The following is a 24,355-nucleotide window of genomic DNA, read 5'->3' as shown; positions in this document are numbered from 1 at the left end:
GGAGGCCGCGGTCCAGGCCGCCGCCGCCGTGTCGGCGCAGCCGGAGCCGCTCCGCCAGCCGCAGCAGGCGTCCGAGATCGACGACGCCGACATCCCGCTCCCCGAGCGTTCCCCGCAGGAGGCGCGCACCCCGGTGCAGCCGCCCGCACCCCGCCCGACCCCGACCACGCCCACCGGCCCCACCGCCCCCACGGAGAAGGCTGAGAAGGAGAAGGAGGGGGACGTCGATAAGCAGGTCGACAAGAAGGCGGAGGAGGCACCCAAGCCGGCGCCCCGCCCGGGCGCCCCGAAGCCCTCCATGATGGCGCCGCGCAGGAAGCTGCGCTCGCGTTATGTGCCGCTGCCGGAGGAGGTGTGGTCCTCGGCCGGTTTCCAGACGCCTTTCGACGTCGGCCAGCAGTACGCGACCTGGTGGTATGAGAATGCCGCCACGTCGGAGCAGCGTGACCAGGCACATCTGCTCTCCGGTGGCGGGCTGCCCCCGGAGATCGACCGTCCGCTGCTGCAGTTCGCGTGCGAGACGCTCCACGAGTACACGCTCAGTGAGTCGCAGCGCGTCAACCTCCGGGACGGCTTCCACTCGGGGATCCGCGGCGTGCTGATCAACTTCCGCCGCGAGTAGCGCCTCCTACTGCTTGTCGACGCCGTCGGGCCCCGGGTTCTCCCCGGTCCCGGCGGCGTCGTCGTCTGCCTCGGCAGGTTCGGCGGGCTCGACCGGCTCCGCCTCGACGAGCTCGGGCTTCTCAGCGGCGCCCTCGGTGAGTTCCTTCCCGCCGGCCATGGAGGCGCGGATCTCGGCGAGACGGGCGGCGGCCTTCATGTCGGTGCCGGCGCTGGCGATCTCCGCGATGCGGTCACCCACGGAGGTCTGGGTGAGCTCCTGCGCACCGAGGGCCTCCGCGTAACGACGTTCGATCTTCTCCCGCACCGAGTCCAGGGTGGGCACGTTGCCGTCCGGGCGCAGCTCCTGCATGGAGTCCATCGCCTTCGTGGCGGTCTCCTGCATGGCGGCCTGATCCGCCTGGGCACGCAGCTGGTCGATCTGCGCGAGCTGCTCGCGGAGGCGGGCCTCGGACTCGAGCTGCTGGCGGGTGGCCTGCTCGGCATTCTGCGTGGCCTGGGCGTGGAGCTGCTTCGTCTCCTCGAGCTGCTGCTCGACGGCGACCAGCTGGGAGGCGAAGATCTCGGCGGTGTTGGTGTACTCCTGGGCCTTCGCGTTGTCACCCTCTGCGGCGGCGCGGTCGGCGGCCTGGAGGGCGGTGCGCGTCTGGTCCTGGTGCTCCTGCTGCGCCTTGAGCAGTCGGTCCAGCTTCATCTCGAGCTGCTTCTGGTTGCCGATGACGGCCGCCGCCTGCTGGGTGATCTGCTGGTGCTGCTTCTTGGCCGCGTCGGTGGCCTGTTGGATCTGCACCTTGGGGTCAGCATTCTCGTCGATCTTCGCATCGAAGGACGCCATCAGGTACTTCCAGCCCTTGGAGAGGGGATTAGACATATCGTGGGTCTCGCTTTCTGACGAAAATGGGTTGTACGTCAGAGTTTAGAGCGAAAGGCGCGGACATGTCGGCAGGAAAAAGCCCGGTCCACACTCCCTGTACGGAATGTGGACCGGGCTGTCGGTGAGGGTTACTGGCCCTCGGCGTCGCGGGCTGCGTTGGCCTCGGCAACCTGGCGGCGGACATCCTCCATGTCCAGGCCCTTGACCTGGCCGATGAGGTCCTCCAGTGCGGCCGGGGGCAGGGCGCCGGCGTCACGGTAGACCATGATGCCGTCGCGGAAGATCATCAGGGTCGGGATGGACTGGATCTGCAGGGCGGCGGCGAGACCCTGGTGGGCCTCGGTGTCCAGCTTCGCGAAGGTGGCATCCGGGTGCTTCTCGGAGGCTGCCTCGAAGGTCGGGGCAAAGGCGCGGCAGGGACCGCACCATGCTGCCCAGGCGTCGACGAGGACGATGCCCTCGCCGGTCACGGTCTGCTCGAAAGTGGCCTCAGTGACGTCAATGGTTGCCAAGGGATTCTCCTGTTTAGTCGTTTTGTATGGTTCTAGTTGCGACCGCCTGTATGCGGTGTCTTCCTAGCTCAACCCTACCCGGATGAACTTTATTCCCACTCGGACGGGACATCCGGAGGAAAGGACCCCATGATCAAGAACTACGTCGTCGAAGGCATGACCTGTGACGCCTGCCGTGCCTCGGTGGAGGAGGAGATCAACGAGATCCCCGGTACCCAGGGAGTCGAGGCGGACCTGGAGACCGGACGCGTGGCCGTGACCGGCGAGGAGATCTCCGATGAGCTCGTCGCCCGCGCGGTGGAGGCGGCCGGTTACCGGCTGAAGGAGCAGGACTGATCCTTGTCGCATACCCCCTGCGGGTATAGACTCACCCCTATCACCCACCGAGGAGAGGAATCGCCATGGCAGTCAAGAACTACCAGGTTGAGGGCATGACCTGCGGACACTGCGAGATGTCCGTGCAGGAGGAGGTCGGCGAGGTCGCCGGCGTCTCCGATGTGCAGGCCTCGCACGAGACCGGCACCGTCACCGTCACCGGCGAGGGCTTCACCGACGAACTGGTCACCGCCGCCGTCGAGGAGGCCGGCTACCGGGTCGTCGAGTAACCCGCCGCCCGGACCCTGCCCAGGGTCCGGGCTTTTTCTTCATTGCCAGATACCCTAGGGGGGTATAGGGTGAGGGTATGACACAGACAGAACCTGCCGTGGACCTGGTCCGGCTCGACCTCGGTGTCACCGGCATGACCTGCACCGCCTGTTCGGGCCGCGTGGAGCGCAAGCTCAACAAGGTCGACGGCGTGGACGCCACCGTCAACTTCGCCACCGAGTCGGCCTCCATATCCTACGACCCGACCAGGATCGACCCGGAGGCACTCATCGAGGTCGTCCGTGGCGCCGGCTACGACGCCTTCGAACTCGCCGACGAGACCACCGTGGGCCCGGGGACCTCCGCGGAGGGGGACGAGGGGGCGTCGGCAGGCGAGAGCCCCCACGAGGCCGCACGCCGCCGGGAGTCCGCCGACCTCAGGCAACGCCTCCTCATGTCGGCCGCGCTCACCGTGCCGATCGTGCTGCTGAGCATGGTCCCGGCGCTGCAGTTCACCAACTGGCAGTGGGCCGTGCTGACGATGACCACGCCGGTGTTCTTCTTCGGCGGCGCGCCGTTCCACCGGGCGACGTGGGCGAACCTCAGGCAGCGTTCCTTCACGATGGACACCCTCATCACGCTGGGCACCTCCGCCGCGTACCTGTGGAGTCTGTGGGCGCTGTTCCTCGGCAACGCCGGCCATCCCGGCATGAAGATGCAGATGCACCTCTTCCCCTCCGACACGACGATGGACGAGATCTACCTCGAGACCACCGCCGTCGTGATCACGTTCCTGCTGCTCGGCCGCTGGTTCGAGGTCCGCGCCAAGGGACGTTCCTCGGAGGCGCTGCGCGCACTGCTCGACATGGGCGCCCGGGACGCCGCCGTGCTTCGCGACGACCGCGAGGTCCGCATCCCCGTCCGGGATCTGCAGGTCGGCGACGTCATCATCGTGCGCCCCGGCGAGAAGATCGCCACCGACGGCCGCGTCGTCGAGGGCGCTTCCGCGGTCGACGAGTCGATGCTCACCGGTGAATCCGTGCCCGTCGAGGTGGGGGTGGGCTCTCGCGTCACGGGCGCGACGATCAACGCCTCAGGCCGCCTCCTGGTGGAGGTCACGCGCGTGGGCGAGGACACGACCCTCGCCCAGATGGCCCGCCTGGTCTCCGACGCGCAGGCCCGGAAAGCCCCCGTCCAGCGTCTGGTCGACCGGATCTCGCAGGTCTTCGTGCCGGTGGTCATCGTCGTCTCCCTGCTCACGCTGGGCGCGCACCTGGCGCTCGGATCCGGGCTCGCCCCGGCGTTCACCGCCGCCGTCGCCGTCCTCATCATCGCCTGCCCCTGCGCCCTCGGCCTGGCCACCCCGACCGCGCTGCTCGTGGGCACCGGCCGGGGCGCGCAGCTGGGTCTGCTCATCAAGGGCCCGGAGGTCCTCGAGTCGACCCGCCGCGTGGACACCATCGTCATGGACAAGACCGGCACCGTCACCACCGGCGTCATGTCAGTCACGGACGTGCTCGCCAGTGAGGGGCACTCCGCCGAGGACGTGCTGCGCTGGGGCGCCGCCGTCGAGGCGGGTTCCGAGCACCCCATCGCCGCCGCCGTCGTCCGCCACGCGGGTGAGGGCCTGCCGGAGGTCACCGGATTCCGGAACCTCGCCGGTCAGGGCGTGACCGGCACCGTCGAGGGCCGCACCATCACCGTCGGCCGCCCCGCCGGGGAGCTGCCCGGCGCGCTGCAGACCGCCTTCACCGCCGCCCAGGACCAGGGCGGCACCCCGGTCGTCGTGTCCGTCGACGGGCAGCCGGCCGGTGTCATCACCGTCCGGGACACCGTCAAGGAGACCTCCGCCGCCGCCGTGTCCGCCCTGCGGGAGCTGGGCATGACCCCGATGCTGCTCACCGGCGACAACGCCGGGGCCGCCCGGGCCGTGGCCGCGGAGGTGGGCATCGACCCGGGCAACGTCATCGCGGAGGTCATGCCGGAGGACAAGGTGGCGGTCGTCGAGAAGCTCCAGCAGGAGGGACGCAACGTCGCCATGGTCGGTGACGGCGTCAACGACGCCGCGGCCCTGGCGCAGTCCGACCTGGGCCTGGCGATGGGCGCCGGCACCGACGTGGCCATCGAGGCCTCCGACATCACCCTGATGAACAACGACCTGCGCTCCGCCGTCGACGCCATCCGGCTGTCGCGCCGCACGCTCGGCACCATCAAGGGCAACCTGTTCTGGGCCTTCGCCTACAACGTGGTGCTCATCCCGGTCGCGGCACTCGGTTTCCTCAACCCGATGCTCGCCGGCGTGGCCATGGCGTTCTCCTCCGTGTTCGTGGTCACCAACTCCCTGCGCCTGCGCGGGTTTAAGATCGGAACATGAACCAACAACTGACCAGGAACCAGCGCCTCGACAGGCTGCCGGTCACAGGTAAACACCGGAGGCTGCTGTTCGGCTCCGGCATCGGATGGGCGCTCGACGCGATGGACGTCGGCCTCATCTCCTTCATCATGGCCGCCCTGGCCGTCCACTGGGGGCTCACCCCCACCCAGACGTCCTGGCTCGGTTCCGTCGGCTTCGTCGGCATGGCGCTGGGCGCCACCTTCGGCGGGCTGCTGGCCGACCGTATCGGCCGTCGCCAGGTCTTCGCCCTCACCCTGCTGGTCTACGGACTGGCCACCGGCGCCTCCGCACTGGCGGGCAGCCTCGCGGTGCTCATCGCCCTGCGTTTCGTGGTCGGCCTCGGCCTGGGTGCGGAGCTGCCCGTCGCGTCGACGCTGGTCTCGGAGTTCTCGCCGCGTAAATACCGCGGCCGCATGGTGGTCATCCTCGAGGCCTTCTGGGCCGTCGGCTGGATCGCCGCGGCCCTCATCGGCTACTTCGTGGTCACCACCGGCGACAACGGCTGGCGGTGGGCCCTGGCCATCGGCATGGTCCCGACCCTCTACGCCGTCTACGTGCGCCGCAGCCTGCCGGAGTCCGTCCGCTTCCTGGAGGACCAGGGCCGCCACGAGGAGGCGGAGCAGGTCGTCGCCTCCTTCGAGGGGGACGTCGACAGGCAGCAGCTGGAGCTTATCGACGCCGCCGAGCAGCAACGCCTCCGCGACCTCCCCCGCGAGGACTTCGCGGAGGCCACGTCCATCTGGGCGCGGGGTCTGAGGCGTCGCACCGCCGCGTTGTGGATCGTGTGGTTCTGCGTGAACCTCTCCTACTACGGGGCGTTCATCTGGATCCCGTCACTGCTGGTGGCGGACGGCTTCACGCTGGTGAAGTCCTTCCAGTTCACGCTCATCATCACGCTGGCACAGCTGCCGGGCTACGCCGTGGCGGCCTGGCTCATCGAGGCCTGGGGCAGGCGCCACACCCTGGCGACGTTCCTGGTGGGCTCGGCGGCGTCGGCGCTGTTCTTCGGCACCGCCTCCACGGAGACGACGATCATCGTGGCCGGCTGCCTGCTGTCCTTCTTCAACCTGGGTGCCTGGGGCGCGCTGTACGCGATCGGTCCGGAGCTCTACCCCTCGCACGTGCGTGGTGCGGGCACGGGTGCGGCGGCCGGTTTCGGCCGCCTCGCGTCGATCATGGCTCCGCTGATCGTTCCCCCGATCCTGCTGTGGGGCGATTCGATCGCCCTCTTCAGCCTGTTCTCCGCGGCGTTCCTGCTGGCCGCGGTGGCCACGCTGACACTCCCCGAGCAGCGCGGCAAGGTGCTGGACGTCTAGCCGAAGTAGAACATCCACGCGAGGCGGTCGAGCAGGCTCGGCTTACGCTCGCGGGTGAAGTCGCTGAGCTGGCGCGGGACCTCGAGGATGGTGGCCCTCTCGGTGCGCTCGACGCGGATGGCCGGGTTGAAGGCTGCGCCTGACAGGGTCCGCGGGTTGAACTCTCGAGTGGTCATGATGTCCCTCCTTGGTACTGCGTTGTTCCTGTTATGTGATGACGCTCAGCTTACGGCGTTTTCGCAGGTCAGGCACCATTGGTAAGCCATACCTTAGTAATGTCGACCTTAAATAGGTGACCCTAAGAAGCAGCAAAAGCGCAGGAAATCAACCCTTTTAGGCGTGACATTCCTCACTTATAGCCCGGGCCGCGACGGGGCCATCAGCCCGCCCCACCCCATTCCGGGGGTGACGCCACCCCGGGGGCCGCGGCCCCGCCGCCGGGACATAGACTGTGCGGACCGTCACAAGCCGACACAAGCACCGTCCCCCTGGAGGCCCGCATGAGCACTGATTCCCGCACCTGGGTCCGCGTCGGACTGGGCATGTTCGTCCTCGCCTTCGGCGCCAACATCTTCGCCCCGCTCCTGCCCTCCTACCGGCAGGTCGCGGGGCTCTCCCAGTCGCAGGTGACCTTCCTCCTGGCGATCTACGTCCTCGGCCTGGTGCCCTCGCTGCTCATCGGCGGACCCCTGTCGGACGTGAAGGGGCGCCGCGCGATGATCCGCCCGGCGCTCCTCCTGGGCGGGGTCGGGTCCGCGATCCTCGCCTTCGGGTCGGGCGGTTCCTTCCTCGCGCTCTCACTGGGACGCTTCGTCGCCGGCACCGCCATCGGCCTCATCATGGCCGCCGGCGCCGCCTGGCTGCAGGAGCTGTCGACCGGCCCCGCCCACCTGGGCGCCCGCCGGGCCACGGTCTCGCTCTCCCTCGGCTTCGGTGGCGGCCCGCTGCTGGCGGGCCTCATCGCCGAGTTCCTCCCCCACCCCAACCTGCTGCCCTATCTGGTGCACATCGTCCTGCTGATCCTCATCGCGCCGCTGGTGTGGCAGACCCCGGGTGGTGCGCCCCAGCCGGGGGCGGTGCGACGGGACTTCTTCTCCCGCAGCGTGCTCTCGCGCCACTTCCTCTTCGCCGTGGCCGCCTGGGCGCCCTGGGGATTCGGCGCGGTGGCGACGTCCTTCGCCGTCCTCCCCGCCCTGGTCAACGACTCATTGACGTGGCCCGTGGCCTTCACCGGCGTCGTCGTGGCGGTGACGATGGGTACCGGCGTGCTCATCCAGCCGCTGGCCTCCAGCTTCGGCTCGGACCTGGTGCCGCCGGCGATCCTCGGCCTCGGCTTCGTCATCCTGGGCATGCTGGGGGCCACCGCCGTCGCGGTGACGGGGTGGCCCTGGCTGGTCTTTCCCGCGGCGGTGCTGCTGGGCGCCGCCTACGGCGTGATGATGGTCTCCGGTCTGCGCGAGGTCCAGCTCATCGCGCCGCCGAAGGAACTGGGTGCGGCCACCGCGGTCTTCTACTCACTGACCTACGTCGGCTTCTTCGTCCCGCTGGTCCTGTCGTACCTCGGCCCGCTGCTCGGCTACCCGCCGCTCTTCCTCGGCGGCGCGGTGGTCGCGGCCGCCTCGATCGTGCCGGTCGTGCACATCGCTAGAGGGCGCGGACCCGCTTCGCAGCCTCAGCGATGATCTCGGCGACCTCCTCCTGCTTCTCGACGCCCGCCCCACGCACCGCCTCCTTCAACTCCCGGAAGGCCATGCCGTAGCGGCCCCGCGGATCCTCGTCGGAACGCTCGCGGTAGTCGTCGAGGATCCCGGCCCACGCAGGGTTGGCCTCGACCTGGGCGCGTCCCTCGGCGGTGAGGGTGGCGAGCTTGCGGCCCTCCTCCACCGACATGGTGATCAGACCCTCGTCCTCGAGGAGGCTGAGGTTGGGGTAGATGCCGCCCGGCGACGGGGTCCACGCACCCTCGGTGCGCTCCCCGATCTCGGAGATGAGCTGGTAGCCGTGCATGGGGGCGTCGGCAAGCAGCACGAGGATGACCTGACGGAGGTCGCCGCGGCCGGCGCGGCCGCCCCGTCCCCTGCCCCGGCGGCCGCCGTGGTGATGTCCGTGACGTCCGTGCATGCGACGACGCTTGCGGCCGCCGCCTCCGCCGCCGTGATGCCCGTGGCTTCCGCAGCAGTCGTTGGCGGGGCCCTGGTTGATGGTGATGTCGTACATTCTCTTTTCCTTTCGATATATCGGAATGTCTGACGCCACCATAACTTGCGATGTATCGCTATGTCAATAGTGATGTGTCGCTACAGGGTTGGCGGGCAGGCACCCACCCGCCCCGCCGTCAGCCGCGCGCCATGTCCACGAAACGGGAGAAGTGCAGCTGGTGCGCGACGGTGACGGTGTCGATGGGGCCACCACGGTGCTTGGCCAGGATGATGTCGGCCTCGCCGGCGCGGACGTCCTCGCGGTCCTGGGAGTCCGGGCGGTAGAGCAGCATGACCATGTCGGCGTCCTGCTCGAGGGAGCCGGACTCACGGAGGTCGGCGAGCTGCGGGCGCTTGTCGGTACGCGCCTCCGGACCACGGTTGAGCTGCGAGATCGCCACCAGCGGCACGTCGAGCTCCTTGGCCAGCAGCTTGAGCTGACGGGAGAACTCCGAGACCTCCTGCTGACGGGACTCGACCTTCTTGCCGGAGCTCATCAGCTGCAGGTAGTCGATGACGATGAGCTGCAGGTCGTGCTTCTGCTTGAGGCGGCGGGCCTTGGAGCGGATCTCCATCATGGTGAGGTTCGGGGAGTCGTCGATGAACAGCGGCGCCTCGGAGATCTGACCGACGCGGTTGGCCAGGGTGGTCCACGACTCGTCGGTCATGCGGCCGGAACGCATGTCGGACAGCTTGATCGACGTCTCCGCCGACATCAGGCGCATGACGATCTCCGACTTGCTCATCTCCAGGGAGAAGATGACGGACGCCTTGTTGTGCTTGATCGAGCACGAGCGCATGAAGTCCAGCGCGATCGTCGACTTACCCACACCGGGGCGGGCGGCGACGATGATCATCTGCCCGCCGTGCAGACCGTTGGTGAGGTTGTCCAGGTCGACGAACCCGGTGGGCACGCCCTGCGCCAGGCCACCCAGGTTGGCGATCTGGTCGAGCTCCTCCATCGTCGGCTCGATGATGTCGGCCAGGACGGCGTAGTCCTCGGTCTCGGTCTTCTGCGCGATGGCGAAGACCTCCTGCTGCGCCAGGTCGAGGACGGTCTCGACCTCCGCGCCCTCGTTGCCCTCGTAGCCGAGCTGGACGACGCGCGTGCCGGCGTCGACGAGCCGGCGCAGGATCGCCTTCTCCGCGACGATCTCCGCGTAGTAGCGGGCGTTCGCCGCGGTCGGCACCGAGGAGATGAGGGTGTGCAGGTAGGGGGCACCGCCGACCCGCTCGAGGTCGTTGTGCCGGTCGAGCCGGCCGGCGACGATGACCGGGTCGATGTCCTTGCTCTCACCGAACAGGTCGATCATCGCCGAGTAGATCAGCTGGTGCGCCGGGTGGTAGAAGTCCTCCGGCGAGAGCTCGCCGATGATCTCCACGACGGTGTTCGGGCTCAGCAGCATCGCGCCGAGCACGCCCTGCTCCGCCTCGCGGTCGTGGGGCGGCTGGCGGTACTCACCGAAGGCGGCACCCGTGTTACCCCGGTTGCGACGCCGCTCCGGCCGGCCGCCCTGGCGTTCCGGCGCCTGGAAGGCGGGGACCAGCGCGCCCGGGTCCTCCGGGAGATCCGGCTCCGACGGCGGCACGTAGTCGTCGTCGAAGCTGGCGTCACTGATTCCTGAAGTCATGAGTCGCAGTCTAGTCACCGTCCCGGCGGACACGAATCCGCACAGGAGCCTGTGGACAACTCACTTCCCCCGGCACGTGACCGGGGTCCATCCACAGGTTCAGAGGGCCTCTCACGGGGTAGTTATCCACAGGTTCTGTGGATAACTCATGGTTAACGGCAGTCAAAGCGCTTTTCGACGCCACCGGGCCTGTGGACAAACTGTGGACAATCCCCTCCCCGACCGGTGGACAGACCATCATCGCCGCTGGTCAAGCAGTATTTCCACCCCTGTGGACAACTTTCCCCGAACGGTGCATAACCACCCTCACCAGCACCTTTGACAGGCCCTCGGGGAGCACCTGCAGGCGACGGGAGGGCGTCACCGGGGCCACCGGAGGGTTACGGGGAGGTTACCGTCCCCAGTTTGTCCACAATTATCCACAGCCCGTCCACAACCCGGTGCACAGACCTCCCCACACAGACGACAACGACGCCCCGCGGTTCACGTTCCGCGGGGCGTCGAAAAGCTGTTGTCGTTGGGCCGGGGCAACCCCGACCGTCGTCATGGCGCGAGTTACGCGGCGACGACCTCGAAGTTGATCTTGCCGGTCACGTCGTCGTGGAGCTTGACGATGACCTGGTAGTTACCGGTCTTCTTCACGAGACCCTTGGGCAGCTCAATGGTGCGCTTGTCCAGGGTCGGGCCGCCTGCCTTCTTCACTGCGTCGGCGATGTCGTCGGTCTTCACGGAACCGAAGAGCTTGCCGGAGTCAGAGGTGCGAACCTGCACGGTCACTGCGGTCAGCTGCTCGAGCTGCTCACGGACCTCACGGGCGTGGTCGAGGTCGCGGATGGCGCGAGCCTCCTGGGCACGCTGGATGCCCTCGATCTGCTTCTCAGCACCACGGGTGGCCACGATGGCCAGGCCGCGGGGAAGCAGGTAGTTGCGTCCGTAACCGTTCTTGACCTCGACGACGTCTCCTGCGTCTCCGAGGTTCTCAACGGCAGCGGTGAGGATCAGCTTCATGATCCCTGCCTTTCGTTGTTCATCCCTGTCGGGAAAAGTGAGTGGGTTGATCTGCTCGATCAGAACGGAGGCTCGTCATCGGCCGCACCGCCGAAACCACCGGCCGGCGGGGCGGAACCCCACGGGTCGTTGGCCGGCATCTGCTGCGGCTGCTGGGGTGCCTGCTGGGGCTGGGCCTGCGGGGCCTGCTGGCCCTGCTGACCGAAACCGCCCTGGTACTGAGACGGCTGCTGCTGGGGCTGGCCCTGCTGCATGCGCTGGCCCTGGGGCTGGCCGCCGCCGAAACCACCGCCGCCGTAGGAACCGCCACCTTCACGGGGGTTGCGGTTGACCTGGGCGGAGGCGAACTTCAGCGAGGGACCGACCTCGTCGACCTCGATCTCGAAGACCGTGCGGTTCTCGCCCTCCTTCGTCTGGTAGCTGCGCTGCTTGAGGCGTCCGTTGACGATGACGCGCATGCCCTTGGTGAGGGTCTCCGCGACATTCTCGGCTGCCTGGCGCCAGACGTTGCAGGTGAGGAACAGGGCCTCGCCGTCTTCCCACTGGTTCGTGTCCCTGTTGAAGGCACGCGGGGTCGAGGCGATGCGGAAATTAGCCACCGCGGCACCCGAGGGGGTGAAGCGGAGTTCAGGGTCGGCGACGATGTTGCCGACAACGGTGATGGGGGTATCTCCAATAGCCATGTTCTTCTTACCTTCCAGTGACGGGCCCGGGCGACGGGCGTGTGCTCGTCACCCAGTATCCGTTCTTAAGCGTCGGTGCGCAGAACCTTGGTGCGCAGGACGGAGTCGTTCAGGTTGAGAACGCGGTCCAGCTCGAGCACGGTCGCAGACTCGCACTCGAGGTTGATGACGGCGTAGACGCCCTCTTCCTTCTTGTTGATCGGGTAGGCAAGACGACGCTTACCCCAGACATCAACCTTCTCGACCTTGCCGTTGTCCTTACGGACATTCTCAAGGTACTTATCCAGGGACGGGGCAACGGTGCGCTCATCCTGAGTCGGATCCAGGATGATCATGATTTCGTAGTGACGCATCGACCTCATCACCTCCTATGGTCTAGTAATTGTGTTCGGCCACGCCCCATGTGGGCGTGACAGGAGGGTCTGTTGCGTCAAGCAACCCCAGCAGCGTACCGCACCCGGGGCACAAAGAGTTAATTGCTTGCCGACGCCCCGGTGGTCACGGGGGTCACCGTGTGACGTCGCCCGGCATCGTCGCGAAGAACACCGCGAGGAACACCGGGATGACGGTGACGAAGATGAAGGCGCCGATGCCGAAGGCCACCGGCCAGACGGTCGGGTACTTCTTCATGAAGGTGTGGAACGCCGCGGCGATGCAGAGGAAGCCGATGACGATGGAGGCGATGCCCAGGACGGTGACGGTGCTCATGCGTCCACCATACGGTGCTCCACCGGCTTCCCAGGCTCCAGCATCTGCCGCACCACCAGCACGACCATGACGGTGAGGAGGGCGAGGCGGGTGAGGAGGGCGGCGTCGAGAAGCTCCGAGGGGATGCCCATCTTCTCCGGGCCGAGCATGTACCACATGAGCAGCGGCCACACGAGGGCGTCGACCGTCATCCACGTGAGCAGCAGACGCCAGCGCGGCAGCGCCAGGACGGCCGGGATGACCAGCCACAGGGAGTACTGCGGGGACCACACCTTGTTGAACACCAGGAACGCCACCACGATGAGGAAGATCAGCTCGACCGCACGCGGACGACGGGGGGCCCGCAGCCCGAGGATGAGGATCGCCAGACACGCGGCGGCGAACAGGCCGAACGAGACGATGTTCAGCAACCCGACGGGGTAGGTCGGCAGCGGGGTGTTGCGCACGATGATCTGGTAGATCGTCGTCCACTCCGCTCCGCGCTCACTGTTGAGGCGGAGGAATTCCCCCCAGCCCGCCGGGTACATCACCATGACGGGGACGTTGACCACCAGCCACACGACCGCCGCCGAGAAGACCATCGTGAGGAAGGGGACGAACCGGCGGTCACGGATCGCCAGCACCAGATACGCACCGAGCAGGTACAGGGGCCACAGCTTGAAGGCCGTGCCCAGACCGATGAGCACACCCGCCACCCCGTACCGCCCGCGGGAGGCCGCCAGGACCGCCCCGACCGCGAACGTGATGGACGGGATGTCCCAGTTCGTGAACGCGTGGACGATGACCAGCGGGGAGGCCGCCACGAGCACCGTGTCCCAGATACGGTGGCCCGCCAGCTCCGCGACCATGCGGATGGTGAGCACCCACAGCGCGGACATCACCAGCGCGGTGAGCCCGAAGTACCAGGAGGCCTCCGGGATGGTGAACGGCGTGCGCTCGATGAGCGGGTACGTCAGGCGCGAGACCCACGCGACCGCCCCCTGGAACAGACCCGCCAGCACCGGGTACTCCAGGTAGCGGGTGAGATCCCCCTCCACCCAGGAGTAGGCGTAGGGGAAGCCCGGCTGGTCCAGCCCGCGGCCCCCGTAGAGCGGGGTGATGTCGTTGTAGCAGGCTGCGATGTACTGACGGTCGCCCGACCAGTTCAGCCCGATGACCCCGTCCTCCCCGCGGACCCCCTCGAGGCAGCGCGCCTTCGACAGGAAACCGAAGGAGAGGAACACCAGGGCCACGGAGATGAGCACCCGCAGCGGCGTCCACCACCGCTGGCGCCCCACCGCCGCGAAGCGGCCCACGGGACCACCCAGGAAATCGACGAACCCCCGCGCCACCGGCTCCGTGGTGGCCGGGGCGACGCGCTCAGGAAACTCTCGGGCAGCCACTTAGTTGGGCAGCTCGATCACGAGACCCGGCAGGATCTCAATCGTGTCCGGCTCCGGCTCAGGCTCCGGGACCGGCTCGAACGGGACCTCCTCGACCGGCTCCGGCTCCGGCTCGGGCTCCGGTGCGGGGGCCGGGGCCGGGGCCGGGGCCTGGTACACCGGTGCCGGCGGGGCCGGGACGTAGCTCAGGGCGTTGCCGCCGGACGGGATGCCGGTGCCGAAGTTGATCGGACCCGGGGTGGCGAAGTACTCGATCTCCTTGCCCTCGTGGGCACCGTCCATCGAGGCCTTCCAGATCGACGCCGGGGTGCCGGCACCGAACATGTTGCCGCCCCACGGGTTGAAGATCGCGGTGGTGTTGTCCGCGGTGCCCACCCACACGGCGGTGGCCAGCTGCGGGGTCGCGCCGATCATCCAGGCGTCCTTGTTCAGACCCGTGTTGCCGAGCTGCGCGGTACCGGTCTTGGAGGCCGACGGGCGGCCCCCGGCCAGGGAGTTGCCGTTGGAGTAGGCGGCGATGGGCTCCATCGCGTTGAGCAGGTTGTCGGCGACGACCTCCGCCACACGACGCTCCCCCTCCCCGGCCTCGTGCTGGAAGAGCACCTCGCCCTCGGAGGTCTCCACCCGCTCGACGAAGTAGGTCTCGTGCCACACACCGCGGTTGGCCAGGGTGGCCAGGGCCGTCGCCATGTCCAGCGGACGGGACTGGTACTGGCCGAGGATGATGCCCTCGTAGGGCTGCTCACCGAACTCGGTGAGCGTCGCCGGCACACCCGGCAGGGTCTTCGCCATGCCCAGGGCGTGTGCCATGTCGGCGGTGTCCTGGGTGGTGTTGATCAGGTCGTCCTGTAGACGGATGAAGCTGGTGTTGAAGGAACGCTTCAGCGCCTCCGACAGGGTGGTGTAGCCGGCGCTGCCGCCGTCCCAGTTGGTCACCTGGATGTTGCCCGGCAGCATGACCGCGGAGGAGTCGTACACCGCGGACAGCGGGATGCCCTGCTGGAGGGCGGCGGCCAGGCCGAAGATCTTGAAGGTGGAACCGGTCTGCAGGGCGGCGTTGCCGTAGTCCCAGCCGGCGGCGTCGTCGCCACCGAAGTAGGCGCGGACGGCACCGGTGCCCGGCTCCACGGAGACGACGCCCGCGCGGGCGTCCTCCTGCAGCTGCGCCAGGTTGGTGTGGACCGCGTCGACCGTGGCGTTCTGGGCCTGCATGTCGATGGTCGTGGTGATCCGCAGACCGCGGGTGGTCACGTCCTCCTCGGTGATGCCGATGCGCTTGAGCTCGTCCATGACATGGTTCTTGATCATGCCGTTGGTGCCGGTCGCCTCGGTGTAGGCGGAGTACTCGGCCGGGTTGCGGGTCTCCGGGTAGTGCAGACCCGTGCGCTCCTCCTCCGGGAGCACCTCCATCTCGACCATGCCGTCGAGGACGTAGTTCCAACGGGCCTCGGCGCCCTCCCGGTTGTTCCACGGGTCGAGCTGGCTCGGCAGCTGGATCGTGGCGGCGAGGACCGCGCCCTCCTCCGGGGTCAGCTCGGAGATCGACTTGTTGAAGTACGCGTGCGACGCGGCCTCCACGCCGTAGGCGTTGCGGCCGAGGTACACCGTGTTGAGGTACGCCGAGAGGATGTCCTCCTTGGCCCACTCGTTGGTCATCTTCACGGAGTAGACCAGCTCGCGTGCCTTACGCACGTAGGAGTGCTCGTCACCGACGAGGGCGTTCTTCACGTACTGCTGCGTGATCGTGGAACCACCACCCGCGGACGGGTTGCCGGTGATCTGACCGATCACGGCGCGGCCGAAACCGGTGAAGGAGAAGCCCTGGTTGGTCCAGAACTCACGGTCCTCGGCGGCCAGCACCGCGTTCTGCACGTGCACCGGCACCTCCTCGAGGGGCACCTGACGGCGGTTGCCCTCCGGCGGCACGACGCGCGCCAGCTCCGTCGAGGAGTCCGACGCATAGATGGCGGACACCTGCGCGGAGGTCAGCTCGCCGGGTTCGGGCACGTCGACGGTGGCGTAGGCCACGAGGAAGACGCCCAGCGGGATGAGGATCAGCGCGGCCAGGGCACCCAGGGCGGTCGTGAGAATCGGGTGACGACGGGCCTTCTCGCTGATGCCCTTCTTCTCCCGGTCTGCAGCCCGCGACGAGCCGGTGGAGCTGGTGTTCTTCTTGTCTGACACGTGTTGTCCCCGCTGTGATCACTGATGAGGGTTGTTACACCCGTGAACACTACTGCCCCGAGGCCCGGTTGGGGAATCTTTCCGCAGGTTCGGGCGGGTCAGCGGGCCGTGGCGGTCACCGCGGTGAGCAGATGATTCCACCGGCAGCGGGGACAGACCTCCACCGTGTGCACGGTCGCCTCCCGCCCGGAGGCCACGATCCGGGCGATCTCCTCGTCGCTGCGGGCCGTCCCCGCCATCCGTCCGAGCTGCTCCCCGTGGATCCACTGCACGATGCGCAGGTCATCGGATCCGCACACCGGGCAGACGTGGCCGGCGGGCACGCCGTGGTACTGCGCGGCGGTGACGAGCAGGAAGTCGGCGTCGCACACCTCGTCACGGGAGACCTCACCGGCCCGCCACTGACGCAGCAGCTCAGCGCGGGCGAAACGGTGCGAGATCTCATTGCGGTAGACGACGTGTTCTCCTGTCACGCCGTGCAGTCTACGCACGTCCGGACCCTGCCCGCACCAGGCTTCTTGATCGATCATGCTGGCCCCCGATCTGCTTTCCGCGCATGCGACGGCATACGATGGACCGTTGAATAACCTGACGCAAGGAGTGAACGGATATATGAGCAAGGTTCGCGTGGCAATTGTCGGTGTAGGTAACTGCGCCACTTCGCTGGTCCAGGGCGTGGAGTTCTACAAGGACACCCCCGCCGATGAGAAGGTCCCGGGCCTGATGCACGTCCAGTTCGGTGACTACCACGTCTCCGACGTGGAGTTCGTCGCAGCCTTCGACGTCGATGCCGCCAAGGTGGGCACCGACCTGGCGGACGCCATCGAGGCGTCCCCGAACTGCACCATCAAGATCGCCGACGTCCCGGCCACCGGTGTGACCGTGCAGCGTGGCCCGACCCTCGACGGTCTGGGCAAGCACTACATGGAGACCGTCGAGGAGTCCTCCGAGGCTCCGGTCGATGTCGCCCAGGCGCTTCGCGACGCCGAGGTCGACGTCGTCGTCTCCTACCTGCCGGTGGGCTCCGAGCAGGCGGACAAGTTCTACGCCCAGGCCGCCATCGACGCGGGCTGCGCCTTCGTCAACGCCCTGCCGGTGTTCATCGCCTCCGACCCGGAGTGGGCGCAGAAGTTCATCGACGCCGGTCTCCCGATCGTCGGCGACGACATCAAGTCCCAGGTCGGCGCCACCATCACCCACCGCGTGATGGCCAAGCTCTTCGAGGACCGCGGTGTCCGCCTGGAGCGCACCATGCAGCTCAACGTGGGCGGCAACATGGACTTCAAGAACATGCTCGACCGTGACCGTCTGGAGTCCAAGAAGATCTCCAAGACCCAGGCCGTCACCTCCAACCTGGTGGAGTCCCCCATCGCCGGCAAGACCGAGGACCGCAACGTCCACATCGGCCCGTCCGACTACGTCGAGTGGCTCGACGACCGCAAGTGGGCCTACGTCCGCCTGGAGGGCACCGCCTTCGGTGAGGTCCCGCTGAACCTGGAGTACAAGCTCGAGGTCTGGGACTCCCCGAACTCCGCGGGCATCATCATCGACGCCGTCCGCGCCGCCAAGATCGCCCTCGACCGCAAGGTCGCCGGCCCGGTCCTGCCGGCCTCGGCCTACCTGATGAAGTCCCCGCCGGTGCAGATGGCCGACGAGGATGCCCGCGCCCAGCTCGAGGCATTCATCATCGGCGCCGACGACTAGTCAGGCTCTCCGGGCGTATCGGTTTCGGGGACAAAGGTGTCTACTATGGAGACCATGACACCATCGACCCCTGAGGACATCGCCGCCCGGATCCGTCCGGCAATGACGAAGCTGTACGTCATGTACTTCCGCATTGCCGAACAGTCCGCCCTGACGGGACCGCAGTTGTCGATCATGGCGCGTCTCAAGGACCGCGGACCCGCGCGGATCAGCCAGATCGCCCGCAAGGAGGGCATCCGCATGCCCACCGCCTCCAATGCTCTCCACCAGCTGGAGCAGCGGGAGCTGGTGGAGCGCATCCGCGACGAGCACGACCGTCGCGGCGTGCGCGTGCAGCTCACCAGCCTCGGCGAGAGCGAGCTGGAGCGTGTCGGCGAGGAGCGCACCAAGTACCTCGCGGAGATGCTCGGCACCCTCAGCGAGGAGGACCTCGCCCGCGTCGGCGAACTGACCGGAATCATCAACAAACTCGCCGACAACTATGGCGCCGACCTCATTGACACAAACGAGGGGTAAAACGGGGATAATAGGGGGCGTAAACACCCCCCTACACCCCGATTAATGAATGGCATCCACTTTTATCGCTGCCGATGACGCCCCCTCCCGCATCCTGGTCGCGTGGCGCCCCGACTCCCCGGGCACCGAGTCCATCGAGCTCGCGGCCTGGCTCAGTCGTACCACCGACGTGCAGATCCGCGTCGTCTCCACCCTGACCCGGCCCTGGCCGGCGTCCTCCTTCAGCCGCCTCGGCGGCAAGTACCAGAAGTGGTTCCGTAAACAGGCGGAAGCCTGCGAGACCGCGGTGAAGCGGGCGCTGAACAACGCGGGCGTCGACAAGCAGGCCTGGGACGAGCAGTACTCCGTGTTCCTCGACGGCCCCAGCGAGTCCTTCCTCATCAGCGAGGCCGCCGACGACTTCGGGGCGCACCTGATCATCCTCGGTTCCGAGTCCACCGCACCGAAGGGCCGGTTCATCGCCGGCTCCACCGCCGACGCGCTGCTCCACTCCTCCCCGGTGCCCCTGGGGCTCGCACCACGTGCGGTGCGGCTGTCGAAGCGCGGCGTCACCCGGGTGAACTACGCATTCCTCGAAACCGAGATCGACGAGAACGACCACTCCCTCCACTACGCCGCGAACCTCGCGGACAACTGGGACGTCGGGATGCGCATCCTCGCCTTCTCCCCGTCAGGGATCGCCGACCAGGCCTTCCACGACAAACTCGACTTCTCACGCGAACTCATCGACGAATGGCGGGAGCACTCCCTCGCCGTCCTCGACCGCAGCCACGACGTCATCGCGGACCTGTACCCCGACGTCGAGGTCGAGTCCGACATCGGCACCGGTCACGGCTGGGCCGGCGCCATCGACGCCCTGAAGTGGCGCAAGGGTGACCTCCTCATCCTCGGGTCCACCCCGCCCGGCACGCTGGAGCGCGTGTTCGTCGGCTCGACGGCCACCGAGTTCCTCCGCCACGTGCACGTCCCGGTGTTCATCCACCCCTCGCCACGGGATTGACGGGGGGTCTAAGGTTGATTCCATGAGTCACCCGGAGAACGAATCCTCTCAGCCGGAGCCCGGCCGCCTGAACTGGCGTAACTTCCTGGACCACCCGGAGAATGACCTCACGGCGGACGCCGACTTCCACAACCGGCGCCCACCCGAGCCGAAGACCGCCGAGGAACTCGCCTCCTCCACCGACCCGATCCTGCAGCAGGAGCGCAACCGACGCTCCACCCGGCAGGCCATCACCTGGATGATCGGCACGTTCGTGGTGACCATCGGCGGCGGCTTCCTCCTCGCCCTGGTGACCCGCCTGATGGGCGGCCCGCTGTGCGACGCCGGCGAGGCCGCCTGGCTGTGCACCCGTTCCGCGCAGATCTGGTGGCCCATCGTCACCAGCGCCTTCGCCATGGCCGGCGTCATCGGCTGCGCCGTCATCATGGTGCGCAAGCTCAACAGCTACACCCGGTGGCGCCCGTGGATGGGCGTCTTCTGGGTGCTCATCCCCTTCGCCATGATGTGGATGCTGCAGACCTGGCAGATCCTCATCGCGGCCCTCAGCAACTAGGCCCCGGCTGCCACCCGGGCCGCCACGTCGGCGCAGTCCGGGCGACCACAGTGCGCGGTCGCCGGCTGCGCCGCACATGATTCACAGACCAGCGCCTGCTTCCGGCAGGTGTCCTCGTTGAGGCAGTTGATGAAGTTGTTCGTGTGCCCGCCGCAGTGGAGGCAGTGGCCGAGCTCCTTGTAGTCCTCACCGAACTCCACGTGCATGCGCTTGTCGAACACGTACAGCGACCCCTCCCACAGGCCCGAGTTACCGTACTTCTCGCCGTAGCGGACGATGCCGCCGTCGATCTGGTAGACCTCCCGGAACCCGCGGTTGAGCATGAGCGAGGAGAGGATCTCACAGCGCACGCCGCCGGTGCAGTAGGTGATGATCGGCCGGTCCTTCATCCAGTCGTACTTGCCGGACTCGAGTTCCCCGATGAAGTCGTGCGTGGTGGTCACGTCCGGGACGACCGCGTCCCGGAACTTGCCGATCTGCGCCTCCATCGCATTACGGCCGTCGAAGAACACGACCTCATCCCCGCGGGCATCGACGAGCTCGTTGACCTCCTCCGGCCTGAGATGCACACCGCCCCCCATGATGCCGTCCTCGTCGACCTTGATCTCGCCGGCGGCGTTGAACGCGACGATCTCGTCGCGCACCTTCACGCTCAGCTTCGGGAAGTCCTCCGCCCCGCCCTCGGACCACTTGAACTCCATGTCCTTGAAGCCCGGGTAGTCCCGCGTCTTGCGGATGTACTTCTTGCACGCGTCGATGTCACCGCCGACCGTGCCGTTGATGCCGTGCTCCGAGACGAGGATGCGTCCGCGCAGCCCGAGCGACTCGCACAGGTCACGCTGCCAGAGCATCACCGCCTTCGGGTCGGCGATCGGGGTGAAGCGGTAGTAGAGGAGGATTTTGCTGATGGCCACGGCTCTGAGTCTATCCGGCGCCCTCCGACCGGCTGTCTCAACCTGTCGATCCTGTATTTCCCGCTTTCACGGAACCGCAGGTCAGGCGGTTATGCATGATGAGCCATGCAGACAGATTCGACAGGTTGAGACAGCACCCTAACGCTTGCGGTACAGCGACTTGCGCCAGTACTCCGGCTCCGAGGTGACCAACACGCCCAGGTTGCGGAAGATGTCCTCGTCCACCGAACCGAGGATGGTGGTGGTGTGGACCTCGCAGCCGCGGAGGTTCTTCAGCTCGGCCAGGGCCCGGCGCGCGTCGTCGCTGTCGGCGGCGGACACGGACAGGGCGATGAGCACCTCGTCGGTGTGCAGACGCGGGTTGCGGGAGCCGAGGTGCTCCAGCTTGAGGGTCTGGATCGGTTCGATCGACTCCGGGGACAGCAGGTGCAGCTCCCGGTCGATGCCGGCGAGGTGCTTGAGCGCGTTGAGCAGCATGCCGGCCGAGCAGCCCAGCAGCGGGGTGGTCTTGCCGGTGATGATGGTGCCGTCGGCCAGCTCGATCGCGGAGCCCGGCTCACCGGTCTGTTGCGCGACGGCCAGGGCGGGGGCGACGACGCGGCGGTCCTCGACCGTGGTGCGGGCCTTCGACATGATCATGCCGATGCGGGAGGAGACGACGTCGTCGAGGTCCTCGCGGCGCTCCTCGACGAGGGCCTTGTAGTAGCGGCGCACGATCTCCTGGCGGGAGGCGTCGCGGCAGATCTCGTCGTCGGAGATGCAGTGGCCGACCATGTTGACGCCCATGTCGGTCGGCGACTGGTAGGGGCTCTCCCCGGCGAGGGTCTCCAGGAGGGTGCGCAGCAGGGGGAATACCTCGACGTCGCGGTTGTAGCTGGTGACCTGACGGCCGTAGGCGGCGAGGTGGAAGGGGTCGATGACGTTGATGTCGTCGAGGTCGGCGGTGGCGGCCTCGTAGGCGAGGTTGACCGGGTGTTCGAGGGGGAGGTTCCAGATGGGGAAGGTCTCGAACTTGGCGTAGCCGGCCTTCACGCCCCGCTGGTACTCGTGGTACACCTGCGACAGGCAGGTGGCGAGCTTGCCGGAGCCGGGACCCGGCGCGGTGACGACCACCAGGTCACGGCTGGTCTCGACGTAGTCGTTGACGCCGAAGCCCTGCTCGGAGACGATGCGGCGGGTGTCCGTCGGGTAGCCAGGGATGACGCGGTGGCGGTGCACCTTGAGTCCGAGACGCTGGAGGCGTTCCATGAAGGCGTGGGCGATGGGGTTGTCGTCGGTGAGCTGGGTCATCACGACGTTCTCCACGAGGAAGCCGCGCTCACGGAACACGTCGATGAGGCGGAGCGTGTCCTCCTCGTAGGGGATGCCCAGGTCGGCGCGGATCTTCTGGCGTTCGAGGTCCTTGGAGTTGAGGCAGACGATGATCTCGACGTCTTCGCGGATGCGCTCGAGCATGGCGATCTTGTTGTCCGGGGTGAAGCCGGGCAGGACGCGGGAGGCGTGCATGTCGTCGAAGAGCTTGCCGCCCATCTCGAGGTACAGCTTGCCGCCGATCTCCGAGCGGCGGGCGTTGATGTGCTCCGACTGCAGTTCGATGTAACGTTCGCGATCGAATCCGATCCTGTGCGGCATGCGTTTTTCCCCTGGGTTCGTGGCTCTGACTGCACTGACTCTACCGCCTCAGTGTCCGTCCGAACTTCTCGCAGTGCGCAGCTGCGCACTCCTTCATCCCGGTGACCTGCGCGGAAGCGGGGGAACTAGACTGTCCGGCATGCCTGAAGGTCATGTCATCCATCGTCTCGCCCGCGATCTGAACGCGGGGTTCACCGGCGGCGCACTGGAGGTCACGTCCCCGCAGGGTCGTTTCTCCGCCGAGGCGGAGCTTCTCGACGGCCACCGGATCACCCGGGCCGAGGCCGTCGGCAAGCATCTGTTCATCGAGTTCGACGCACCCCACCCGGAGCACATCGTCTACATCCACCTGGGTCTCATCGGGCAGTTGACGTTCGAGCCGGCGGAGGAGCTGAGGGGGCAGATCCGTCTGCGGATCCGTGCGGGGGATGTCGCGGCGCATCTGCGGGGGCCGCAGTGGTGCCGGCTCATCACGGAGGAGGAGTACGCGGAGATCCGGGCGCGGTCGGGGGAGGATCCGATCCGCGGGGACGCCGATCCGGAGGCCCTGTGGCCGCGGGTCCACCGGTCGCGGCGCACCATCGGTTCGCAGCTGATGGACCAGAAGCTCTTCGCCGGGGTGGGCAACATCTACCGCGCGGAGACGCTGTTCCGGCTGGGTATCTCCCCGTTCCTGCCGGGCACCCGGTTGACGAAGGCGGAGTTCGACAGCATCTGGCTCGACCTGGTGGGGCTCATGGCGGAGGGTGTGGAGTCGGGCCGCATCGACACCGTGCGCGCGGACCACACCCCGGAGGCCATGAACCGGGAGCCCCGGGAGGACGACCACGGCGGCGAGGTCTACGTCTACCGTCGCGCCGGGCTGCCCTGCTACGTCTGCGGCACGCCGATCAGTCACCGGGTGATGGAGGGCCGCAACCTCTTCTGGTGCCCGTCGTGTCAGGGGGATGACTAGCCTGAAGTCATGATGCTGCGCAGCTCCGCCCATCCGGTCGCCACGATCCGTGCCTGCGAGCAGGTGCTTCTCGACGCCCAACCGGAGCCCGACCACCTCATGCGCCAGGCGGCCCATGCGGTGGCCGTCGCGGCGGCCACGATGCTCGCCGGGGTGGAGGGGGCCGAGGTCTGCCTGCTGGTCGGTTCCGGGGGCAACGGCGGTGACGCGCTCTACGCGGGGGCGGAGCTGGCCGCGGCCCACGGTGTGCGGGCGGTCCTCCTCGGCCGGGAGGGCCGGGTGCATGAACGGGCGCTGGCGGCCTTCGGGGAGGCCGGGGGCGTCGTCGTGGATGAGCTGCCGACGCAGCCGGACCTCATCATCGACGGCATCCTCGGCATCGGTGGTTCCGGGGGACTCACCCCGGAGCTGGGGGCCTGGCTGCGGCAGGCCCGGGAGGACGGGGTCCCGGTCCTGGCGGTGGACGTCCCCTCGGGGGTCGACGCCGACACCGGTGCCCTGCCGGAGCACCACGTCACCGCCGACGTCACCGTCACGTTCGGGGGTCTGCGTCTCGCGCATGCGGTGGGCAACGCGTGCGGGGAGGTGCTGGTGGCGGACATCGCCAACGGGGAGGACTCCCTCTCGGCGGCACTGTCGGAGGAGGTGCTCCGGGGGCGGACCCCGCAGGTCCAGCCGTTCCGCGCGCTGGAATCCGGCCGGGACTGGCCGGCTCCCCTCCACCCGCTGCACGCCGTGACCTGGCGGGGGTCGCTCGAACCCGGCGCGGGACACGACAAGTACAGCGGCGGGGTCGTCGGCCTGTGCGCGGGGTCGGAGACGTACCCGGGTGCCGCGACGCTCACCGCCCTGGGTGCCGTCCGCGCCACCAGCGCGATGGTCCGCTACGTCGGCCCGCTCGGGCGGGACGTGGTCCGGGCGGTGCCGGAGGTGGTCATCTCCGGCACGGTCGCCGACACCGGGCGGGTGCAGGCGTGGGTCGTC

25 protein-coding genes and 1 pseudogene are annotated in these 24,355 nt (G+C 67.9%); 12 read left to right on the top strand and 14 right to left on the bottom strand.

Annotated elements, in window-relative coordinates; genetic code table 11:
- Positions 1 to 622: pseudogene (locus tag GXZ33_RS02455) on the top strand (NYN domain-containing protein); the annotation flags it as partial.
- 6 nt (positions 623 to 628) lie between these two features.
- Here the strand turns inward: GXZ33_RS02455 and GXZ33_RS02450 are convergent.
- Together GXZ33_RS02450 and trxA are read right to left on the bottom strand one after the other, a co-directional pair.
- Positions 629 to 1,492 carry a PspA/IM30 family protein gene (locus GXZ33_RS02450; protein ID WP_291339265.1) on the bottom strand — a complete coding sequence of 288 codons (864 nt, stop codon included), beginning with the start codon at positions 1,490 to 1,492 and terminating at the stop codon, positions 629 to 631.
- A gap of 131 nt (positions 1,493 to 1,623) precedes the next feature.
- Positions 1,624 to 2,007, bottom strand: a complete 384-nt coding sequence (gene trxA / locus GXZ33_RS02445) for a thioredoxin (protein ID WP_291339264.1) — start codon at positions 2,005 to 2,007, stop codon at positions 1,624 to 1,626.
- A gap of 129 nt (positions 2,008 to 2,136) precedes the next feature.
- Between trxA and GXZ33_RS02440 the strand changes: the two genes are divergently transcribed.
- From GXZ33_RS02440 to GXZ33_RS02425, 4 genes are all read left to right on the top strand, one after another.
- Positions 2,137 to 2,343 carry a heavy-metal-associated domain-containing protein gene (locus GXZ33_RS02440; protein ID WP_291339263.1) on the top strand — a complete coding sequence of 69 codons (207 nt, stop codon included), beginning with the start codon at positions 2,137 to 2,139 and terminating at the stop codon, positions 2,341 to 2,343.
- A 65-nt stretch (positions 2,344 to 2,408) separates the two neighbouring features.
- Positions 2,409 to 2,612 carry a heavy-metal-associated domain-containing protein gene (locus GXZ33_RS02435; RefSeq protein WP_291339262.1) on the top strand — a complete coding sequence of 68 codons (204 nt, stop codon included), beginning with the start codon at positions 2,409 to 2,411 and terminating at the stop codon, positions 2,610 to 2,612.
- A 77-nt stretch (positions 2,613 to 2,689) separates the two neighbouring features.
- The gene (locus GXZ33_RS02430) at positions 2,690 to 4,966 is read left to right on the top strand and encodes a heavy metal translocating P-type ATPase (RefSeq protein ID WP_291339261.1); all 2,277 of its coding nucleotides are present in this window, start codon (positions 2,690 to 2,692) and stop codon (positions 4,964 to 4,966) included.
- A complete protein-coding gene (locus tag GXZ33_RS02425; RefSeq protein WP_291339260.1) occupies positions 4,963 to 6,303 on the top strand; it encodes an MFS transporter in 1,341 nt (446 codons plus the stop codon). The genes GXZ33_RS02430 and GXZ33_RS02425 overlap by 4 nt, the downstream gene beginning before the upstream one ends.
- Here the strand turns inward: GXZ33_RS02425 and GXZ33_RS02420 are convergent.
- Positions 6,300 to 6,479, bottom strand: a complete 180-nt coding sequence (locus tag GXZ33_RS02420; protein WP_291339259.1) for a hypothetical protein — start codon at positions 6,477 to 6,479, stop codon at positions 6,300 to 6,302. The two genes, GXZ33_RS02425 and GXZ33_RS02420, sit on opposite strands and share 4 nt — an antisense overlap.
- Positions 6,480 to 6,803: 324 nt before the next feature.
- Between GXZ33_RS02420 and GXZ33_RS02415 the strand changes: the two genes are divergently transcribed.
- Positions 6,804 to 7,985 carry an MFS transporter gene (locus GXZ33_RS02415; protein ID WP_291339258.1) on the top strand — a complete coding sequence of 394 codons (1,182 nt, stop codon included), beginning with the start codon at positions 6,804 to 6,806 and terminating at the stop codon, positions 7,983 to 7,985.
- Here GXZ33_RS02415 and GXZ33_RS02410 read toward each other — a convergent pair.
- From GXZ33_RS02410 to GXZ33_RS02370, 9 genes are all read right to left on the bottom strand, one after another.
- Entirely contained in the window at positions 7,948 to 8,520 is a 573-nt protein-coding gene (locus tag GXZ33_RS02410; RefSeq protein ID WP_291339257.1) for a PadR family transcriptional regulator, read from the bottom strand. The two genes, GXZ33_RS02415 and GXZ33_RS02410, sit on opposite strands and share 38 nt — an antisense overlap.
- Before the next feature lie 118 nt (positions 8,521 to 8,638).
- Entirely contained in the window at positions 8,639 to 10,132 is a 1,494-nt protein-coding gene (gene dnaB, locus GXZ33_RS02405) for a replicative DNA helicase (RefSeq protein ID WP_291339256.1), read from the bottom strand.
- A gap of 555 nt (positions 10,133 to 10,687) precedes the next feature.
- On the bottom strand, positions 10,688 to 11,140 hold the full coding sequence (gene rplI / locus GXZ33_RS02400; RefSeq protein ID WP_291339255.1) for a 50S ribosomal protein L9: 453 nt from the start codon (positions 11,138 to 11,140) through the stop codon (positions 10,688 to 10,690).
- A 59-nt stretch (positions 11,141 to 11,199) separates the two neighbouring features.
- Positions 11,200 to 11,823: a single-stranded DNA-binding protein gene (locus GXZ33_RS02395; protein ID WP_291339254.1), complete on the bottom strand. Its 624-nt coding sequence runs from the start codon at positions 11,821 to 11,823 to the stop codon at positions 11,200 to 11,202.
- A gap of 65 nt (positions 11,824 to 11,888) precedes the next feature.
- Positions 11,889 to 12,176: a 30S ribosomal protein S6 gene (gene rpsF, locus GXZ33_RS02390; protein ID WP_291339253.1), complete on the bottom strand. Its 288-nt coding sequence runs from the start codon at positions 12,174 to 12,176 to the stop codon at positions 11,889 to 11,891.
- A gap of 154 nt (positions 12,177 to 12,330) precedes the next feature.
- On the bottom strand, positions 12,331 to 12,531 hold the full coding sequence (locus GXZ33_RS02385; RefSeq protein WP_291339252.1) for a hypothetical protein: 201 nt from the start codon (positions 12,529 to 12,531) through the stop codon (positions 12,331 to 12,333).
- Entirely contained in the window at positions 12,528 to 13,913 is a 1,386-nt protein-coding gene (locus tag GXZ33_RS02380; RefSeq protein ID WP_291339251.1) for a glycosyltransferase 87 family protein, read from the bottom strand. Before GXZ33_RS02380 ends, GXZ33_RS02385 begins: the two co-directional genes overlap by 4 nt.
- Positions 13,914 to 16,031 carry a transglycosylase domain-containing protein gene (locus GXZ33_RS02375; RefSeq protein WP_291339266.1) on the bottom strand — a complete coding sequence of 706 codons (2,118 nt, stop codon included), beginning with the start codon at positions 16,029 to 16,031 and terminating at the stop codon, positions 13,914 to 13,916.
- A 164-nt stretch (positions 16,032 to 16,195) separates the two neighbouring features.
- A complete protein-coding gene (locus GXZ33_RS02370; protein ID WP_291339250.1) occupies positions 16,196 to 16,570 on the bottom strand; it encodes a DUF5318 family protein in 375 nt (124 codons plus the stop codon).
- Between the two features lie 139 nt (positions 16,571 to 16,709).
- Between GXZ33_RS02370 and GXZ33_RS02365 the strand changes: the two genes are divergently transcribed.
- From GXZ33_RS02365 to GXZ33_RS02350, 4 genes are read left to right on the top strand one after another with little or no spacing between them, the layout of a single operon-like run.
- The gene (locus tag GXZ33_RS02365) at positions 16,710 to 17,801 is read left to right on the top strand and encodes an inositol-3-phosphate synthase (RefSeq protein ID WP_291339249.1); all 1,092 of its coding nucleotides are present in this window, start codon (positions 16,710 to 16,712) and stop codon (positions 17,799 to 17,801) included.
- Positions 17,802 to 17,855: 54 nt separating this feature from the next.
- Positions 17,856 to 18,317 (top strand): MarR family transcriptional regulator, encoded by a 462-nt coding sequence (locus GXZ33_RS02360; protein ID WP_291339248.1) that lies wholly within the window; start codon positions 17,856 to 17,858, stop codon positions 18,315 to 18,317.
- A gap of 49 nt (positions 18,318 to 18,366) precedes the next feature.
- The gene (locus tag GXZ33_RS02355) at positions 18,367 to 19,317 is read left to right on the top strand and encodes a universal stress protein (protein ID WP_291339247.1); all 951 of its coding nucleotides are present in this window, start codon (positions 18,367 to 18,369) and stop codon (positions 19,315 to 19,317) included.
- A gap of 22 nt (positions 19,318 to 19,339) precedes the next feature.
- Positions 19,340 to 19,870, top strand: a complete 531-nt coding sequence (locus GXZ33_RS02350; protein WP_291339246.1) for a hypothetical protein — start codon at positions 19,340 to 19,342, stop codon at positions 19,868 to 19,870.
- On the opposite strand, the gene GXZ33_RS02345 is transcribed toward GXZ33_RS02350, so the two are convergent.
- Entirely contained in the window at positions 19,867 to 20,784 is a 918-nt protein-coding gene (locus tag GXZ33_RS02345) for a rhodanese-related sulfurtransferase (protein ID WP_291339245.1), read from the bottom strand. The genes GXZ33_RS02350 and GXZ33_RS02345 overlap by 4 nt on opposite strands.
- A gap of 138 nt (positions 20,785 to 20,922) precedes the next feature.
- A complete protein-coding gene (locus GXZ33_RS02340) occupies positions 20,923 to 22,416 on the bottom strand; it encodes a DUF1846 domain-containing protein (protein WP_291339244.1) in 1,494 nt (497 codons plus the stop codon).
- A 139-nt stretch (positions 22,417 to 22,555) separates the two neighbouring features.
- Here GXZ33_RS02340 and GXZ33_RS02335 point away from each other — a divergent pair, with 139 nt between their 5' ends.
- Entirely contained in the window at positions 22,556 to 23,371 is an 816-nt protein-coding gene (locus tag GXZ33_RS02335; protein WP_291339243.1) for a DNA-formamidopyrimidine glycosylase family protein, read from the top strand.
- 9 nt (positions 23,372 to 23,380) lie between these two features.
- Positions 23,381 to 24,355 (top strand): NAD(P)H-hydrate epimerase (locus GXZ33_RS02330; protein WP_291339242.1); only part of this gene is annotated, 975 nt, incomplete at its 3' end.

It is taken from the genome of Corynebacterium sp. (assembly GCF_012838985.1).
Taxonomy (GTDB): Bacteria; Actinomycetota; Actinomycetes; order Mycobacteriales; family Mycobacteriaceae; genus Corynebacterium.
This window is presented reverse-complemented; position numbering and strand designations above follow the sequence as displayed.